The following is an 18,831-nucleotide window of genomic DNA, read 5'->3' on the forward strand; positions in this document are numbered from 1 at the left end:
ATTAGAAGAAACCAAGTTTGTTTTCACTGTAGCTAACTAATAGGTTTTTCGTTTGTTGATAGTGAGATAACATCATCTTATGGTTTTCACGACCAACACCCGACATTTTATAGCCACCGAATGCTGCATGTGCAGGATAAGCGTGGTAGCAGTTTGTCCAAACACGTCCTGCTTGAATATCACGACCAAAGCGATAGGCTGTATTCATATCACGTGTCCATACACCTGCACCCAAACCGTATAATGTGTCATTTGCAATTTCTAACGCTTCTTCTTTTGTTTTAAATGTTGTTACAGCAACAACCGGCCCGAAAATTTCTTCTTGGAAAATACGCATTTTATTGTGTCCTTTGAAGACAGTTGGCTTAATGTAGTAACCATTTTCAAAGCCTGATCCTACATTATTTTTCTCTCCGCCAATTAGACATTCTGCACCTTCTTGCTTACCAATATCTAAGTAAGAAAGGATTTTTTCCATTTGCTCACTTGAAGCTTGCGCACCCATCATCGTATTCGGATCAAGTGGATTTCCAACTTTAATCGCTTCAACACGCTGTAGGACGCGCTCCATAAATTTATCGTAAATAGATTCTTGAATTAATGCACGGGAAGGACATGTACATACTTCACCTTGGTTTAATGCGAATAATACAAAGCCCTCTACTGCTTTATCTAAAAAGGCATCATCTTCGTCCATAATATCCTCAAAGAAGATGTTTGGCGATTTGCCGCCCAATTCTAATGTAACTGGAATAAGATTTTGTGAAGCATATTGCATAATTAAGCGACCTGTCGTTGTCTCACCAGTAAAGGCAATTTTACCGATGCGTGGATTTGATGCGAGCGGCTTCCCTGCCTCTAAGCCAAAGCCATTGACAACATTTAGTACACCTGATGGCAATAAATCTCCTATTAATTCAACGAGCACCATAATTGAAGTTGGTGTTTGCTCTGCAGGTTTTAACACCACACAGTTTCCAGCTGCAAGTGCTGGTGCTAGCTTCCAAACAGCCATTAATAACGGGAAGTTCCATGGGATAATTTGACCTACTACCCCAATTGGCTCATGGAAATGATAAGCGACAGTATCATTATCGATTTGGCTTACTGCGCCTTCTTGTGCACGTAAAGCTCCCGCAAAATAACGGAAATGATCAATTGCAAGAGGGATATCTGCATTTAATGTTTCACGTACCGCTTTTCCGTTATCCCATGTTTCGGCAACGGCTAGCTTTTCTAAGTTTTGTTCTATGCGGTCCGCAATTTTAAGTAAAATGTTTGCACGCTCTGTTGCGGAAGTTTTCCCCCATGCATCTTTTGCGGCATGTGCTGCATCAAGTGCAAGTTCAATATCCTCAGTAGTAGAACGAGCTACTTGTGTAAAAACTTGTCCAGTAACAGGTGTCACATTGTCAAAGTATTGTCCTTTCACTGGAGGTGTCCATTCCCCACCAATGTAATTTTCATATTTCCCTTTGAATTGAACTACCGACCCTTCAGTGTTTGGAAATGCATAAACCATTTTACTTCTCCCCTTTACACAAAATGATGAGAAAATAATCTACAAATATCGTCATTTTTTATCGAAATAACGATATTTTCATAGATACCCTCTTACACAATATATTGTCAGAAACGAAAAATAATTTCAACTTTTTTAAAATTTTTTAGATTTATATTAAAATTCGTTTGTGATTAAGGAAGTAGGTTGGTATGAAAGCACAAGGAATGAAGTATGAACGACGAGGAGACCCACGAAAGTTGTTTTCCCTAGAGTGAGTTATATTTCCTAGAAAAGCTTCTAGAATTCACGGTGTGACCAACTATAATGTATACTTAAAAATAATATAAATGTATAGGAGAACAGTATGCGCATTAATAAATATTTGAGTGAAACAGGCATCGTATCTCGTCGCGGTGCGGATAAATGGGTAGAAGAAGGTAAAGTAACAATTAATGGTGAACTTGCTACAGTCGGTAGTCAAGTAGAAGCTGGTGATATGGTTTGTGTTGATGGAAAAGAGGTAAAGAAAGAAGAACAGCTCGTATATATTGCCTTAAACAAACCAGTAGGAATTACAAGTACCACTGAACGTCATATAAAAGGAAATGTCGTTGATTTTGTCAATCACCCTCTTCGCATTTTCCATATTGGACGACTAGATAAAGAGTCAGAAGGGCTATTATTACTGACAAACGATGGTGACATCGTCAATAAAATTTTACGTGCTGAAAACCATCACGAAAAAGAATATATCGTGCAAGTCGATAAACCCATTACGGAGCAATTCATCAAAGAAATGGGAGCGGGTGTAGATATTTTAGATACTACAACCCTACCTTGTCATGTTGAAAAAATATCTGATAAAGTCTTTAAAATCATTTTAGAGCAAGGTTTAAATCGCCAAATACGTCGTATGTGTTCAGCACTTGGCTACTCCGTTAAGCGTCTACAACGCATTCGTATTATGAATATTAAGCTTGGCAATTTAAAAGTTGGACAGTGGCGCGATTTAACAGATAAAGAACGAACAGAACTATTTAGACTACTTAAATACACACCAAAATAAAGCAGTTTAAGGGGCTAGAACTATGCTGTCAATTCACAGTACTGAGCAGTTAACTGGAGCACGTGTTAGCGGGGATTTTTGGGATTTAGATGAGCTTATTAATGCTATTTACAAAATAACTGGTGATGAAAACAAGTATTATGATTATCAAGGAGTGCGCCTTCGCATTCTTAGTGTTTGTTATAATCTACGTCAAGCTGCCCAGGGAGAGCATCAGCTTGAGTTTGTTAGCAATGGACTCAATAAAAGTGTTTTGCTACAGCATGAACTAATTTTCCCACACAAAAATGCTTATTTCGCAGCAGAGATTCTTTGGCCTGAGCTGATCTTTACTGCTATCGCTTTAAACGATTTCATTCGCCTACATCAGGAGCTAATTGATTCTTCTGATTGGAATATTGATGTTGCCGCCATTCGTAAATTCCAGGCTGCGGTTGCTAATTGTTTAGAGCAGGAGCTTAATGAGGAAGAATATTTAGTATTTTTAAGAATGCTCCACACTAAAAGTCCATTAACATTCCGGTATGCAACACAGTACATCGATGTTTTGAACTTAGAGTATATTCAACTAAGCTTGGAGGAACGTAAAGCTCATTTAGCATCATTTGCTCTCCGATTAATGTTAGAAGACGATGAATATGTCATGCTAAAATCACAACTCATGGAAGCCGCGATTACTACAAAAAAATCGTTACATGAAATCGAAATTAAAGCTAAATATCCTGAAACTATTTTGTGGTAAATAGGAAGCGCCGTCTCAGCTAATTTTGAGACGGCGCTTGTAAATAAAGTATGGCGATTGGGCTAAACGAGTAGCCCAGAACGAAAACTACCCTCATCTAGGTAAACAATATTTCCTTGATCATTTAGTTTTTCAACACTATGAGCCGCCTCACCTAACTTTGAAACAGCTATCTTTCTTCCTTTAAATTGTTGTGTAAGCCATTTTTCTAATAACTTCCTCGTGCTGTGGATAGTCCTCTAAAAGCTCATCTTGTGTAAATAATTCGAAGTCTTCAAAATCAAAGCCTGGTGCAACCATACAGCCTACTAAACTAAATGCATCTGCATCCTCTACGGATGAGCCAAATATAGTATTTTTCGGTACTGCTATTTGTGGTACTTCTCCTGACTCGACATCTAATCCAAGCTTCTTCGCCTCATATGTACCATCAGGGAAAATCATATGGACTGTTAGCGGACTGCCAGCATGATAATACCAAAGCTCGTCCGATTTTAAACGATGCAAATGCGATATATCCTGTGAACGAAGTAAGAAATAAATACTCGTATAAATTGGTCTCTGTACATCTCTTACAGCCATATCCTCAGCTGCTCTAAACGAGGATATGTAATATCCTCCCTCAGGATGCTCTGCTAAATTTAATTTCTCAATAAAATATTGTGCTGAATACTTCATAAAACATCACTCCTTTCGTCCACAATACCAAATAATAAAAGACGAATGCTACTGCTATCTGTTATTTTCAAGCATCTATCTATACTATAAAAGGCATCTCATCTTCCGAGATGCCTTCATCTTTTATAAACCACCTAAATAAGCAGCCTTTACTTGTTCACTCTCTTGAAGCTCTTTTGCTGTGCCCGATAATACTATACGTCCTGTTTCAAGTACGTACGCACGATTTGCTACTGATAAAGCCATATTGGCATTTTGCTCAACAAGTAGTACGGTTGTACCTTCTTTATTAACTTGCTCAATAATATTAAAAATATTTTTTACCATGAGTGGCGCAAGCCCCATTGAAGGTTCATCCATTAATAACAATTTTGGTCTTGCCATTAATGCTCGACCCATCGCTAGCATCTGTTGCTCACCACCAGATAATGTACCTGATTGCTGTTTACGGCGCTCCAAAAGACGCGGGAATAATTCATACACATGCTCTAGATCCTTTTTGATGCCTGCTTTATCGTTACGGAGATATGCTCCAAGCTCTAAGTTTTCTTCAACGGACATATTTGCAAAAACACGGCGCCCCTCTGGAACATGTGAAATTCCTGATTTTACAATTGTCTGTGCAGCTTTCCCTGCGATAGAGAAGCCCTCATATTCAATGATGCCACCCTTTGGTTTTAATAAGCCTGACAATGTTTTTAATAATGTACTTTTACCAGCACCATTTGCACCAATTAACGTTACGATTTCACCCTCATTTACTTCTAAAGAGAGGCCCTTTAATGCTTGAATGTTACCGTAAAATACATCTATATTTTGTACTTTTAGCATTAGCTGATAACCTCCTCGCCAAGGTAAGCTTCAATTACCTTTGGATTGTTGCGGATTTCTTCTGGTGTCCCATCAGCGATTAATTGACCGTGATCGAGCACGTATATACGTTCACAAATTCCCATAACTAAGCTCATATCATGCTCAATTAGAAGAATTGTTAAGCCAAACTTTTTACGAATAAACGCTATTAATTCCATTAAATCATGTGTCTCCTGTGGGTTCATCCCTGCTGCTGGCTCATCTAATAAAAGTAGCTTAGGTTTCGCAGCTAGAGCACGAGCAATTTCTAGACGGCGCTGCATCCCATAAGGTAAATTTTTCGCAAGTTCATCCTTATAAACATCTAAGCCAAAGATTTTTAGAAACTCAATAGATTGATGCTCCATTTCTGTCTCACCTTTAAAATGATTCGGCAAGCGGAAAATAGAAGACCACATGGAATGCTTTGCAAGTGAATGGTTCGCTACCTTAACATTATCTAAAACAGATAGCTCTTTAAATAAACGAATATTTTGGAATGTACGACTAATACCTTTTTGCGTTACTTGATATGGTGCAAGCCCGTTTAACTTTATACTGTCAAATGTAATCGTGCCCTCAGTTGGCTTATACACCCCAGTAAGCATGTTAAAGCTCGTTGTTTTACCAGCTCCATTAGGCCCTATAAGACCTACTAGTTCTCCTTGATTTAGGTACATATTAACGCCCTGTACCGCCTTTAAACCACCGAATTGAATGCCCATGTTTTCAACATTAATAAGAAGGTTTCCAGTCATTATTTTGTACCTCCTTTTTTACCGAATTTAAACAAATCTGTAACTTCTTTTGTTCCCATCAAACCCGTTGGACGGTACAGCATTACCACTATTAAGACTAAGCTATAAATAATCATACGTGTTTCTGGGAAGTTTGCTAAATATGCTGAGACTACTGTTAAGAAAACCGCAGCTATGACAGATCCTGAAAGACTGCCTAAACCACCAAGAACTACATAGATTAAAATATCAAAAGATTTTAAGAAACCGAAAGTTGTCGGTTGAATAATGTAAAAATTATGTGCAAAGATGGCCCCTGCAAGACCGGCAAAGAAGGAACCAATTGCGAAAGCTACAACTTTATAGTAGGTTGTGTTAATACCCATTGCATCTGCCGCAATTTCGTCCTCACGAATCGAAATACATGCGCGTCCATGACGAGAATTTGTAAAGTTCGAGATTACTAAAATTGTTAGAACAACACCTATGAATGCATAAGTCCAATTAGATAAATATTCAACTTGCATCCCTGCTGCGCCACCAACATAATCCGTATTTAAAAAGATAATACGTATAATTTCCGCAAAACCAAGCGTTGCAATTGCTAAATAGTCACCCTTTAAACGTAACGTCGGGATACCTACAATTAAACCTGCTACTGCTGCTGCAAGTGCCCCTAAAAAAATAGCTAATGGGAACGGAAGCATTAATTTAGTTGTGATAATGGCAGAAATATATGCCCCTACCGCTAGGAAGCCTGCATGCCCAATCGAGAACTGACCAGTAATACCAATGACAATGTGCAAGCTGACCGCAAGCATAATGTTAATACACATTGTGATCAACATATTTTGATAGTAAATATCGAGAAAGTTCGTTGAAATAAGCACCTGAACAACTGCATAGATGACTAGCGCTAATACTGCATAGCCCCAGAAAACTTTAGATTTTTTCATAATCACCACTCACCTACACTTTCTCACGGGCATTTTTACCAAAGATACCCGATGGTCTGAAGATTAAAATTAAAATTAAAATAACAAATGCCGCTGCATCACGCCATAGAGAGAAACCAAGTGCACTTACGAATGATTCCACAACACCGAGCAACATACCGCCAACCATGGCACCAGGAATAATACCAATACCGCCAAGTACTGCCGCTATGAATGCTTTAACCCCTGGAATAACACCCATTAATGGATCGATTTTTGTGTAATATACCCCGAAAATAACACCTGCTGCACCCGCTAAAGCTGAACCTATTGCGAATGTCGCTGAAATTGTATTATCTACATTAATGCCCATTAATCGTGCTGCATCGGCATCATGAGAAACCGCACGCATCGCTTTCCCGATTTTTGTTTTATGTACGATGAATTGTAAAAGAATCATCAGTACAATTGAGACAGATAAAATTAATATCGATGTACTACTGATTTGAACACCCAAAATATCAAATGATTTATTTTTAATGACATCAGGATATGCCGCAGGTTGCGCACCTCTGAAGAAAATAGTTGTATATTCGATTAATAGCGATACACCGATTGCAGTAATTAAAGCAGCAATACGTGTGGCATTTCGCAAACGCTTATAAGCAATACGTTCAATTAAAACACCAAAGATTGCACAGACCACCATTGCCAATAACAGCGCTGGAAAGAAACCAAGCTCCCATTTAGCAATTGCATAAAAGCCAATAAATGCCCCAATCATGAAGACATCTCCGTGGGCAAAGTTAATCAGCTTAATAATCCCGTATACCATCGTATACCCCAGCGCTATTAATGCGTAGATACTACCTAGTGAAATACCATTCACAAGCTGCTGTATCCATTCCATGAGCGTTCACTCCTTTTTATTTTTTGAAAAGTGCAAAAATAGGACTTACTTCTACATATTATTATTGAAAATAGAGTAAATTGTGTCCTCTTAAAAATTTTTTTCATAATCTATCCATTTCGCCTTGGTGTATCTGTAGCTGTCGCTACAGATACACCATATCCGCATTCATCTCATCACCTTCAATGGTTGGAGCCTTTACTAAAGAAGAGAAAACATAAAAGGGAAGGCGTGTTTACCCGCCTCCCCTTGCCTAAAAAACATTAAGGATTAACTTTAGAGTTGAACACTTGTTTACCGTCTTTAAATTCAAGAACTGTTGCTGTTTTAATTGGGTTATGATTTTCGTCAACTGAGAAAGTACCTGTTACTAATGAAAGATCTTTTGTGCCAGCTAATGCATTTTTAATTGCTTCCCCATCCGTAGAGCCTGCACGTTTAATAGCATCAGCAATGTAGTAAATTGAGTCATAGCCAAGTGCATTAAATGCATCTGGTGCTTTATCATTGTTCGCTGCTTTAAACGCCTTTACGAAGTCTTGAATTTTTTGATCTGGGTCTTCTGCAGAGTAGTGGTTTGTGATGTACGTATTATTTAGCGCTTTCCCACCAGCTAACTCTACTAATGTTGGTGAATCCCAACCGTCAGCCCCCATCAGTGGTACATCAATACCCATTTCACGTGCTTGTTTAACAATTAAACCGACCTCTTCATAGTATCCTGGGATAAAAATAAAGTCTGGCTTCTCTCCTTTAATATTTGTCAACTGTGTACGGAAATCAGTATCCTTCGCTACATACGCTTCTTCCTTTACAACTTTCCCGCCATTTTCTGTAATTGTTTCTTTAAATGATTTCGCTAGGCCTTTCGCATAATCAGATGCATTGTCCGCAAAAATAGCTACATTTTTAGCTTTCAATTCATTAGAAGCGAAGTTTGCTGCTACAATCCCTTGGAATGGATCGATGAAACAAGTACGGAATGCATACTCATTAATGCTACCGTTATCATTTACTGTAATGTTTGGAGCAGTACCAGAACCAGTAACGATTGGGATTTTATTTTTATTCGCAATTTGAACAGTAGCAACTGTATTACCAGAAGTTGCTGGGGCTAACATTGCTACTACTTTATCTTGCGTCGCTAGTTTAATAGCAGCTGCAGTAGCCTCCGAGTTTTCTGATTTGTTATCTACTTTAATAAGGTCAATTTTTTTACCATCGATTCCACCATTATCATTAATTTCTTTAACAGCAAGCTCTGCACCCAGAGCAATTGACGAACCATAGGAAGCTACGTTACCCGAAAGTTCTAAGTTTGCACCGATTTTAATAGTATCACCGTCAGAAGAACCGCCACCGCCTGATGATGATCCACCTCCTGAACTTGAACTACCTCCATTACCACAGCCCGCAAGAACGGCTGCAAGTAATGAAGATGCAACTAAAAGTGAGCCAAACTTTTTAAGTTTTTTGTTCTCTCGCATAATTTTATTCCCCCTAAGTTTTTTCAAATGTTAGATATTTCTGATAATTATAAACAATCCGCGGCATTTCCTCAATAACAAAAATAACCAAAATGATAATTTATAACTATCTATACTAATAGATATATTATTCAATTAAACCTTTTACATTGTAAAACATTCTTTATTTTTAGTCTAGAGTGATTTTTCTGTATAATTAGTAATTTAAGAATTATCTATTAATTTAGAGTGGACATTACTATAAAACGATCACTTTTGATTATTTTTTTTACAATAAAATCTCGCCCTTTTTTCAAGAATACAAAGGCTAAAGCGTTTTCGCGAAGTATTAATACGGAATTACAGTACTTAGAGGGCGCAATCGGAGTAAGATTTTTTTCTAATTTGTCATAGTCGAATCCCAAAAAAGCTTAGAGCTAGGTATTTCTACAGCTCTAAGCTTTTTTCAGTGCAAACACACAGAGGCGTTCGTTAATATTTGTTTCATTTTCAAGATGAACCTCATGGATTAATTCAAAAGGCGTCCCATGATGTAAAAACTGTAAATAATCATACGGTGGGTAATATAAAATAATATGAATTGCACGCATATGCTGCTCATAAGACTTCCATATATTATAAATAACTGTACGAAAAATATGAATCGAAAACGGATTGAAAAAAAAGAAAACTGTGTCGCTTGGCTGAATAGCATAGTCCTCTGCTATTGAATGAATAAAGGCAATCGGAGCTTGAGCACTCTTTTTTTGAAGATAGCTCCTTTTATTATTTTCAGCCTCTGCATAAAAACCTGCATCCATTTCTACCCCAATTGTCGGAATATGAAATTTATCATGTACATAAATAGGAACTCTCCCTTTTCCACATCCCATATCGATAAACACTGGATTATCAGGCATCTCATACTCTGCAAATAATTGTTCTAAGCCAACATACGGTGTTGGCTCATAGCGATGATAATGAGCTAGTTTAGGGAAGCCGTATTGTTCACCTACTGTGTTAATATGTAAATATTTATCAAATTGATGTTCATTCATACTATTACTCCTAAAAAAAGAATGATTAATTTTAGCACGATAAAAAGAAAAAACCATACTCAAAAGTTTTGAGGGCACTGAAAAATTGAGGAGGCTTTTGTGTTGTTAGCGATTTTTTGATGTTTATCAGCGATTTATCTGGTTTTATCAGCGATTCTTTGTTGTTTATCAGCGATTTATTCGGTTTTATCAGCGATTCTTTGTTGTTTATCAGCGATGTTAAAAGTTTTGGAATATGGTTTTTTAACGTCCTCCTCGGTTAAATTTTAAAACAAAGAGCAGTGCAGCTATTACTAAGGCAAGCAAACAAGAATCGTAAAACTGTTCCTTGCCTTAGTGCTCATCGCCTTTGTTAGGCCACATGGGTCCTCCATTTTGGTCAGGTCGTTGTATTGGACCACCACCATTTGGTCATTCCCCCTGCTTATCACCATTTTGACGCTATTTGCAATTTACATTGCTCTTCTATTGACAATGTCTTCCTAGGCGAATTATCATTGATTGCGAATGATAATCATTGAAAATTCATTCATATGATTAACTAAAAAATGAATAGGGGGGAAAGTATGATTATTGTTACAAATCGTATTCAAGTAAAACCCGGCTTTGCTGCAAAAATGGCACCGAACTTTACAAAACCAGGACCTCTACAGCAGTTTGAAGGCTTCCATAAAGTGGAGGTATTAGTTTCAACTGATGATCCGACTTATGACGAAATGAGCGTCAATATGTACTGGGAGTCTAAGGAACATTTCCAAGCCTGGCGTAATAGTGATGCATTCGCTGCAGCTCATCACCGTCCTGGACAAAGTGCTGAGGGAGGAAAACCTGAAAACAGTCCACTTATCGGTAGCAAAATAGTTATAGCCGAATTAGCTTCTTCGATTGAAGCATTACGCTAATTTTTAACTTCTTTCAGCAGCTGAAAGAGTACAACTAAAATATCTTCTGATTCTATCTAAAAAATCCTGCATTTTTGAAAATGCAGGATCTTTTTGAATTATTGCAGGAAAATAACTAAAACATAACCAAGTATCGATAAGCAAACCGAACCGATAAGTCCTGCAATAAACGCTTTTACGCCTAATTGTTTAAAGGTTTTTATCTCTACATTTAAACCTAGTCCAGCCATCGCCATCCCAATTAAAATATAAGCGATATATACAAATGTTTGCGCTACATTAGCTGGTACAATCCCTAACGAATTAATAGCACTCATCGCTAAGAAACCAAGAATAAACCATGGAATTATCGACAGCGAAAACCTTTCTTTTTCCTGCCCCTTATCAATTCTTCGAAATAAAATACCGATGACAATAGCTACCGGTACAAGCAATGCGACACGTGTTAACTTCACAATAACTGCCGTATCAACGGCTTCATTTCCACCAGCTGAGGCTGCTGCAATAACATGAGCAATTTCATGTAGAGTGCCCCCCGCAAAAATACCATATTCAGTAGGGGTTAAGTTAAATACTGAGTATAATACCGTGTAGACTAATGTGAATACAGTCCCTAGTAATGCGACTATCGCTGCACCCACTGCCGTTTCTTTTTCATTCGCCTTAATTTGAGGAGCAATAGCGACAACAGCAGCAGCCCCACAAATAGCTGTACCACAAGCTGTTAATATGCCTAGCTTCTTATCTACATGAAATACCTTCGTTAAGCCGTATACAACCACTAAAGCAAATACTAGATTAATAAAAGCAATAAGAAAAACATTCGCTCCAGCATTGTAAATATCCGCTAAGTTTAAACGCATCCCCAGAAAAATAATGCCGAGGCGTAACAATTTTTTACTTGAAAATGTTATACCTGTTTGCCAAGAATCCTGCACCCTAAAGGCTGCTCTCCAAGCCATACCTAATATAATGGCAATGACAAGCTGCCCTAATATTGAGAAGAACGGGAATGTCGAAATATATTTTGCTACTAAAGCAATAATGAGTGTCAACAATATCCCCTTCATAAACGCTGGGGTCAGGAAACTTTTTAACCTATGCTGCCTATTATCCATGTTGTTCACTTCTTTCATCCTTGATGATTTTACTTTATTAGAAAGTTAATCATCAGTAAAATACATATATATAATCATAATTATTAATATTTCTAATGATAGGAGTGATGATATGCAATTTGATGCTTTAAGAACGTTCATCACACTGGTGGAGGTCAATAATTTTACGAAAGCCTCCGAAATACTTCATATTTCGCAGCCAAGTGTCAGTTTACACATTAAAAATTTAGAGCAAGAATTTCAAACGACCTTATTTATCCGTTCGCCAAAATCTGTACAAATCACACCAACTGGAGAAATTTTATATAAACGAGCTAAGCAAATGATGGCCATTGCCGAGGCAGCAAAAGAAGATATTTTAACCTATCACCATGAAATTCAAGGTACACTTTTGATTGGCGCTAGCTTTACTATTGGGGAATATATATTGCCTCCTATCATAGCGAGCTTACAGCAGCAATTCCCTCAGCTAGAGCTTCAAGTTATTATTGGCAATACGAAAGAAATCATTCACTATACGAAATTGTTACAAGTCGATATCGGTCTTATTGAAGGACAAGCACACGACCATGAACTTCTTATTAAACCGTTTATGCAAGATGAATTATTTATTGTCAGTGCGAGTAATCACCCTCTTGCAAAGAAGGCAACGATTACGGTTTCGGACTTGCAGCAACAAAATTGGGTTGCACGTGAAGAAGGTTCAGGCACACGTTATTATTTGGATCATTTATTTAGAGCAAACGGACTCCAAGTACGTTCACTTCTTACTATTAGTAGTAATCAAGGTGTGAAAGAAAGCGTTATACAAGGGCTTGGACTTTCATTACTGTCCGCTAGTGTCATCGAGCGCGAATTAAAAAATGGCGATATAAAAATCTTACCCCTCGAGGAACAGTATTTTATACGAACATTTTCTTATTTGTGCTCGCCTACAATGAAAAATAAACGCAATGTTGATATTCTTTTAGAGGCGCTACTATAAAAGGCTTAAATAGTATAACTCTTCGGAGTCAAGTCCTTAATATTGTGTAAAATTCTATACAATGTTCTTCAACTCTGACTTTAGTTTAGTCAAATTGTCCAGCTTATGTTGGTATTCGCCGCTAAAAGTGTGAGTTGCGCCGCTAACCAAGCAAGGAACGCCGCTAAAACACGAAATCCCGCCGCTTCGGCAGATTTCCGTACCGACTGGGCGCTTTATAGCTGACGCTTCGCTTTCGCACTGAGCAAAGCTTCCCGGGCGTGTCCGATGAGCGGCTTCGCTTTATTGTCTCGGGCCAACTCGATGTTGGTCACGAAGGCGTTACACAGGATGTGATGGTTTTAGCCTTCGTTCCTCTCTATCACTCATCTCCAAGGAGTCGCCTAGCATGGCGTACTTTATAGCAAAATGTCATCCTAAATTATATGTAACACTTACCGCAACGATGGGGTGATTTCCGTTCCACACAGTATGTACCTTCTAGCATGAACTAAAACTTCAGCAATAATGTTTATCTGAGCGACAGCACCGCAACACTCGCAAAGATTCCATTGCTCATTTTTTTAACATTTGAATGTTAGAGTTTTACTACTTGCTAATCTCACTTTATAATTCTTGGATTTAGACGTTTAAGCTCCTGCTTATGCTCAATAATTTCTACAAATTTCAATGCTGCTCGTGATAAAGGTACGCTTTTCAAATAACACATGCCAATGCTTCGTGTCGGTATACTTTCTGTTAATGTTAGCTCATATAAAAATCCTCGCTGCAAATAATCATTAGAAAATTCTTTCGTTACACAAGCAATTCCTAAATTACTGCGTGCAAATTCCAGCACTAGATCATGTGAACCAAGCTCAAACTCAGGTTCAATGAAGATCCCTCTTGCAAATAAATAATCTTCTACATACTTTCTTGAATTTGATTTTTTCTCTAAAAAAATAAGCGGAAACTTTAACAGATCCTCAAAGCTTAAGCTTTTTGATGCCAACGTTTTGTACTTCTCGCCGCATACAAAAATATCCTGAACCTCGGTGCAAGCGGTTAACTGTAATGTCGGATCTTCTATCGGAAAATTACAAAGTCCTATATCAACCTCACCAGATTTAATAAAGTTACAAATTTCCGAAGTCGTTCCATTTAACATTTGTAATTTTATATTTGGATACATTGTATGAAACATCTCTAGATAAGGCATTAAATAAAAACGAGAAATAGTGTCCCCAACGCCAATTTTCAATTGACCTGTTGTTAAATTTTTGAATTCTAGCAGCTTCTCCTCACCAGCATCTAAAAGGCCTAACGCGGAATTTGTATACTCATATAAAAGTTTACCCTCCGTTGTTAACGTCACCCCTTTAGGTGTGCGGTTAAAGAGACGTGTACCTAGCTCCTTTTCTAATTGCATCATGGCTTGGCTAACAGCTGGTTGAGTCATATATAAATCTTTGGCCGCACTTGAAAAGCTATTATTTTTAGCAACAATACTAAAAACGCGATATAAATCTAATTTCCCTATCATATAAGCACCTCTTATAGCTATTATACGAACTATTAATTTTACTTATATCACTAAAGGGGCGTATAGTAAAACTATATTGGTTTTATTTAACATAAATTTACCCGTTTAATAAGGAGAGATTATTTTGGAACGTGTAGTTGGTACAGTAGTAAGAGGTCTTCGTGGTCCAATCATTAACGAAGGCGATAATATTGAGCAAATCGTTGTTGATACAGTATTAAATGCAGCAAAGACTGAAGGTTATTCCATTGAAGATCGTGACATTGTCACAGTAACAGAATCTGTCGTAGCGCGTGCACAAGGTAACTATGCATCCATTGATGATATCGCAGCTGACGTAGCTGCTAAATTTGGTGATGATACTGTTGGTGTTATTTTTCCAATTTTAAGCCGTAATCGTTTTGCTAACTGCTTACGTGGTATTGCAAAAGGCGTAAAAAAAGTAGTTCTTATGCTTAGCTATCCATCTGATGAGGTGGGGAATCACCTAGTTGATATCGATGAGCTAGATGTAAAAGGGATTAATCCTTGGACAGATACTTTAACTGAGGTTGAATTCCGTGAGCATTTCGGGTATAAAAAACATACATTTACAGGTGTAGATTATATCGAATATTATAAAGAACTAATCGAAGCTGAAGGCGCTTCTTGTGAAGTTATTTTTTCAAATAACCCAAAAACAATTTTAGACTTTACGAAGAGTGTGTTAACTTGTGATATTCATACACGCTCACGTACAAAACGTATTTTAACGGCAAACGGCGCTGAAAAAGTATACAGTCTTGATAATATTTTATCTGAATCTAATAATGGTTCTGGCTTTAACGCGGAGTATGGTCTACTTGGTTCAAATAAAGCAACTGAAGATAGCGTAAAATTATTCCCACATACATGTCAACCGATTGTTGATGGCATTCAAGCAAAAATCAAAGAAGCTTCTGGTAAAACAGTGGAAGTAATGGTTTATGGTGATGGCGCATTCAAAGACCCTGTAGGTAAAATTTGGGAGCTAGCTGACCCGGTTGTTTCACCAGCTTTCACTGCTGGATTAAATGGCACGCCAAACGAAGTAAAACTAAAGTACTTAGCTGATAACGATTTTGCAGATCTTCGCGGCGAAGAATTAAAAGCAGCAATTTCTGAGTATATCCAAAACAAAGATGAAGATTTAACTGGGAAAATGGCTGCTCAAGGTACAACGCCTCGTCGTTTAACAGACCTAATTGGCTCTCTTTCAGACTTAACTTCAGGTTCAGGCGACAAAGGAACACCGATGATTTATATTCAAGGTTATTTCGATAACTATACAAAGTAATTTTAAAAAAAGTGCGAGCTGGTTGCTCGCACTTTTTCCTATATACTAATTTACTTTTGAAGCACTAAATATTACACCAGCAGCTTCATCATATTTTAAGTTATACCGAATCGTATCTTTCTCTACAGTTGTTTCATTCTTTTGATAGTCATAACTTTCGTCAAACAAACGTAAATCCTTCAACACAGCGCCAATATCGTTTTAGCTTAAGTCCGGGTTTGTCATACCAATTAACAATCCCATAGAAAGTATGATATCCATCCCTTCACCTTGCCCCACCATAATCAACTCATGTACTGCGCCTTTTTCATCAATGTTTTCAATTAAAGTAATATCCTTACCCAACTTTGAAGTAATTGTTTCTTCTTCTTTCTTTGTATTTTCAAGGGAATATGAGAAGTCTAGTTTTTTTACTTCTTTATTGAATGCCTCTATAAATTCTTCTTGATTATTATAAAGTGGCAGCGTTGTTGCCATTCCAATTATCATCGGAGAGACAAAGTAGACACCTGCTATTACGGTAGCTATAGTACGTTTCTTCTTAGTAAGCCGCCCCTGTTTCCACATAAGAAATACGCCCAAAGGAGGGAAAATGATTAACCAAAACCACATAAACCAAGCTGTTTTAACAATGGGGGTTCTAAGTTTTGACTCTGCTTTATGCATCATCTTTCTTTCCCCCTTTTAACAATTCTTCAATTTTAATAGTAAATATATATTTCCTAGCATTATCTGTACCTACATGCAAGGAGTCTTTTACTATATTTACAATATTTTTATCATATAGTGTGTTCTTTTCATCTTCCATTAAATGATTAAAAAGAGACTTCCCTTCAAAATTAGCCGTCTTAATATGAAAGCTTTTTTGTAGTAATTGTTCCCCTTCTAATCGTTGAAGTTTCTTTTGATATTGTGAGATTACGGTTGGTGTTTCTGTTTTTTTGATCAATAATTTATAAAGCTTTTTAGCATCCCCATATTGCTTTTGGTGAAATGCTTCTTCTGCATCGCTCGTTAAAGACTCTACCGTTTCATTATAAAAAGATTTAATCTTATCCAACTGTTTTATCTTCTGAGCCTCTTGGATAATGCTGAAAGTTTCTTCGTAATCTTTTTCATCTCTAGCATTTGTTGCTTTATAAAGTAATTCATCGATTTTTTCATCGTCTTTCATTTGGTTTAATAAACCACTAGCTTTTTGCTTAATCTCGTCATTAGAACGTCGATTTTCTTTAATATATACTGCATAATCTTTAGCTACAGAATATTCCCCTACATTAACCTTAGATTCAGCTAATTCATAAATAGCATTCACAGACTTTTGAATAAGACTATCTGTTTTACTACTACCTTTATTCAACTCGTAAATCTTTTCAAGTTCACTAATAGCACCCTTATAATCTTTACTATTATATAAATTCGTTGCCATTGTGTAATAGTTTTCCGCCTTCACTTGATCCTCATCTATTTTGGGCTCCGGTGTTGAGGGCACAGGTTTTTTTGGAGCAGGTTTTGATATATTGCTACTGCCATTAGATGTACTACCACCATTATGATAATGATATTCTCCGTAATCTAATCCCCATTTTTCACAGTTAGTTCGACAAGTATGTCCTCCATTACTATCCGTTCTACCTGGATGGGCACTTGCTGTAAACGGTAATAGTAGTAAAAAACTGCATACTAAAACACTAATTTTTGACAAATAACCACTTCTCACCACTTCTACCTCCTATCTATAATAATTGACATATTTTATCTTATATCATATTTCCCATGACGCATAGTACGATTTTGCTATTTCCATGTTGATTAAAAAAATCAAAGATAAAAGAGAGAAATAGAGCGTATTTAGTTTTAAAAGATCCCTTACCAAGAAGACGATTGTAACGATAAAAAACTCCCTAAGTGAGGATGACAGGAATCGAGCCTGTATGTCCCATTCTGTAAAGGGATACGCCACCACTGCTTACTTCCTCATACTCATTATAAGTTATTAACTTCATGTTAAAGAATTACATCTTTCTCAGCTCTTTTGTTTTCTATTAGATTAAATCCTTTTCAAATCACATTTATTTCAATTGATTAAAGTTTTACTTCATCATTTAACCAATGTTCGCTTGTTCGAACATGATTCTGTCTCACAAATTTCCTTAGGTATTATTCATAACGAACAGTTTTCATACATATATTTATAAAAAGCTCCTCATATGTGGGCCGGGTCTGGATTAGTGAAATAACTTGCTCCTTTTAGATTTCATACAGGCTCGCTTTATGCACCATATGAACCTCTTCAAACCCCTCCACAATATCAGAAACTCTAAATCCCTTCTCATTTTCTCCATTATTACTTTCGGAATTCTCCTCTTTTTTTATTATTATTTTGATACACATCATGAATACGGTATATCAAAATAATAATAAAAAAATTAGAACATAAGGATATTTCACCTATCTTAAATACCCTGCGCTCCATTCAATATTTTCCGAATCAACAATAACAAATTGATCTTTAGTCATATTTAAACACTCACACAAAATACGGAATACCATTCGCAATTTCTACCTAGCGGCGTCCCAAAATAGCTCTTAACGCATAGCATCACTTGAAAGAATAAGCATTTTCCCGTCATTTCTTCATTCCCTTTCAAGTGTCTATATCATTTATAAAAACACATTCTTTTAACAACTATTCTTCTTACATATCAAAAATTAATCATCAAGTATAGAAATTAATTTTAGAAGGTTAAAATGATTTAAGTTGGGTGTGATATTTGTTCAAACAATACCCTGAATATAAGTCAGTTCGAGGGCAACTCTTCAGGGATCGGCGTCGCAGACGTGACCTAGGAACGAAGATCAACTTATAGACATACTAACACGATAGAATCCAACCACCTCCCACAAAATCAAAATTTTACCAAACAGGGAATCAAGCAAAAAAAAGACTGCCCCCAATTTTTCGAGGGCACTGAAAAACTTACGTTTTCATAAAAGCGAACCTTTCTCAGATAAAAATAAGGCACTTCTTGTTCGATTTT

Annotated in this window: 18 protein-coding genes; 5 read left to right on the forward strand and 13 right to left on the reverse strand. The window is 36.9% G+C overall.

Going from position 1 to position 18,831, the window contains the following annotated elements; genetic code table 11:
* Position 1: 1 nt before the first annotated feature.
* The gene (adh, locus tag C7Y47_RS17505; protein ID WP_142509929.1) at positions 2-1,522 is read right to left on the reverse strand and encodes an aldehyde dehydrogenase; all 1,521 of its coding nucleotides are present in this window, start codon (positions 1,520-1,522) and stop codon (positions 2-4) included.
* Between the two features lie 346 nt (positions 1,523-1,868).
* On the opposite strand from adh, the gene rluF reads away from it, so the two are divergent.
* On the forward strand, positions 1,869-2,570 hold the full coding sequence (gene rluF / locus C7Y47_RS17510; RefSeq protein ID WP_142509930.1) for a 23S rRNA pseudouridine(2604) synthase RluF: 702 nt from the start codon (positions 1,869-1,871) through the stop codon (positions 2,568-2,570).
* Between the two features lie 22 nt (positions 2,571-2,592).
* Positions 2,593-3,312, forward strand: a complete 720-nt coding sequence (locus tag C7Y47_RS17515; RefSeq protein ID WP_142509931.1) for a DUF6904 family protein — start codon at positions 2,593-2,595, stop codon at positions 3,310-3,312.
* Between the two features lie 183 nt (positions 3,313-3,495).
* Here the strand turns inward: C7Y47_RS17515 and C7Y47_RS17520 are convergent, their stop codons facing one another.
* From C7Y47_RS17520 to C7Y47_RS17550, 7 genes are all read right to left on the reverse strand, one after another.
* Complete coding sequence (locus C7Y47_RS17520) at positions 3,496-3,990, reverse strand: cupin domain-containing protein (RefSeq protein ID WP_142509932.1); 495 nt, start codon at positions 3,988-3,990, stop codon at positions 3,496-3,498.
* A gap of 123 nt (positions 3,991-4,113) precedes the next feature.
* A complete protein-coding gene (locus tag C7Y47_RS17525) occupies positions 4,114-4,821 on the reverse strand; it encodes an ABC transporter ATP-binding protein (RefSeq protein WP_142509933.1) in 708 nt (235 codons plus the stop codon).
* Complete coding sequence (locus tag C7Y47_RS17530; RefSeq protein ID WP_142509934.1) at positions 4,821-5,600, reverse strand: ABC transporter ATP-binding protein; 780 nt, start codon at positions 5,598-5,600, stop codon at positions 4,821-4,823. The genes C7Y47_RS17525 and C7Y47_RS17530 overlap by 1 nt, the downstream gene beginning before the upstream one ends.
* Positions 5,600-6,535, reverse strand: coding sequence for a branched-chain amino acid ABC transporter permease (locus C7Y47_RS17535; RefSeq protein ID WP_142509935.1), 936 nt, complete (start codon positions 6,533-6,535; stop codon positions 5,600-5,602). Before C7Y47_RS17535 ends, C7Y47_RS17530 begins: the two co-directional genes overlap by 1 nt.
* 13 nt (positions 6,536-6,548) lie before the next feature.
* On the reverse strand, positions 6,549-7,424 hold the full coding sequence (locus C7Y47_RS17540; RefSeq protein WP_142509936.1) for a branched-chain amino acid ABC transporter permease: 876 nt from the start codon (positions 7,422-7,424) through the stop codon (positions 6,549-6,551).
* Positions 7,425-7,687: 263 nt separating this feature from the next.
* A complete protein-coding gene (locus C7Y47_RS17545; RefSeq protein ID WP_142509937.1) occupies positions 7,688-8,911 on the reverse strand; it encodes an ABC transporter substrate-binding protein in 1,224 nt (407 codons plus the stop codon).
* A 434-nt stretch (positions 8,912-9,345) separates the two neighbouring features.
* The gene (locus C7Y47_RS17550) at positions 9,346-9,948 is read right to left on the reverse strand and encodes a class I SAM-dependent methyltransferase (RefSeq protein WP_142509938.1); all 603 of its coding nucleotides are present in this window, start codon (positions 9,946-9,948) and stop codon (positions 9,346-9,348) included.
* Positions 9,949-10,514: 566 nt separating this feature from the next.
* Here C7Y47_RS17550 and C7Y47_RS17555 point away from each other — a divergent pair.
* A complete protein-coding gene (locus C7Y47_RS17555) occupies positions 10,515-10,850 on the forward strand; it encodes a heme oxygenase (protein ID WP_142509939.1) in 336 nt (111 codons plus the stop codon).
* Positions 10,851-10,948: 98 nt separating this feature from the next.
* Here the strand turns inward: C7Y47_RS17555 and C7Y47_RS17560 are convergent, their stop codons facing one another.
* Complete coding sequence (locus C7Y47_RS17560; protein ID WP_142509945.1) at positions 10,949-11,968, reverse strand: YeiH family protein; 1,020 nt, start codon at positions 11,966-11,968, stop codon at positions 10,949-10,951.
* 112 nt (positions 11,969-12,080) lie between these two features.
* On the opposite strand from C7Y47_RS17560, the gene C7Y47_RS17565 reads away from it, so the two are divergent.
* Positions 12,081-12,953 (forward strand): LysR family transcriptional regulator, encoded by an 873-nt coding sequence (locus C7Y47_RS17565; RefSeq protein WP_142509940.1) that lies wholly within the window; start codon positions 12,081-12,083, stop codon positions 12,951-12,953.
* Between the two features lie 601 nt (positions 12,954-13,554).
* On the opposite strand, the gene C7Y47_RS17570 is transcribed toward C7Y47_RS17565, so the two are convergent.
* Entirely contained in the window at positions 13,555-14,475 is a 921-nt protein-coding gene (locus tag C7Y47_RS17570; RefSeq protein WP_142509941.1) for a LysR family transcriptional regulator, read from the reverse strand.
* Positions 14,476-14,599: 124 nt separating this feature from the next.
* On the opposite strand from C7Y47_RS17570, the gene C7Y47_RS17575 reads away from it, so the two are divergent.
* The gene (locus tag C7Y47_RS17575) at positions 14,600-15,790 is read left to right on the forward strand and encodes a coenzyme F420-0:L-glutamate ligase (protein WP_142509942.1); all 1,191 of its coding nucleotides are present in this window, start codon (positions 14,600-14,602) and stop codon (positions 15,788-15,790) included.
* Between the two features lie 45 nt (positions 15,791-15,835).
* Here C7Y47_RS17575 and C7Y47_RS25760 read toward each other — a convergent pair whose 3' ends face one another.
* Genes C7Y47_RS25760 through C7Y47_RS25765 form a run of 3 tightly spaced genes read right to left on the reverse strand, consistent with a single transcriptional unit; the run spans position 15,836 to position 17,495 of the window.
* On the reverse strand, positions 15,836-15,958 hold the full coding sequence (locus C7Y47_RS25760) for a hypothetical protein (RefSeq protein WP_255505238.1): 123 nt from the start codon (positions 15,956-15,958) through the stop codon (positions 15,836-15,838).
* Between the two features lie 33 nt (positions 15,959-15,991).
* The gene (locus C7Y47_RS17580; protein ID WP_142509943.1) at positions 15,992-16,459 is read right to left on the reverse strand and encodes a hypothetical protein; all 468 of its coding nucleotides are present in this window, start codon (positions 16,457-16,459) and stop codon (positions 15,992-15,994) included.
* Positions 16,449-17,495 (reverse strand): YHYH domain-containing protein, encoded by a 1,047-nt coding sequence (locus C7Y47_RS25765; RefSeq protein WP_142509946.1) that lies wholly within the window; start codon positions 17,493-17,495, stop codon positions 16,449-16,451. The genes C7Y47_RS17580 and C7Y47_RS25765 overlap by 11 nt, the downstream gene beginning before the upstream one ends.
* Positions 17,496-18,831: the final 1,336 nt, after the last annotated feature.

This window comes from Lysinibacillus sphaericus, assembly GCF_006864135.1.
GTDB lineage: Bacteria > Bacillota > Bacilli > Bacillales_A > Planococcaceae > Lysinibacillus.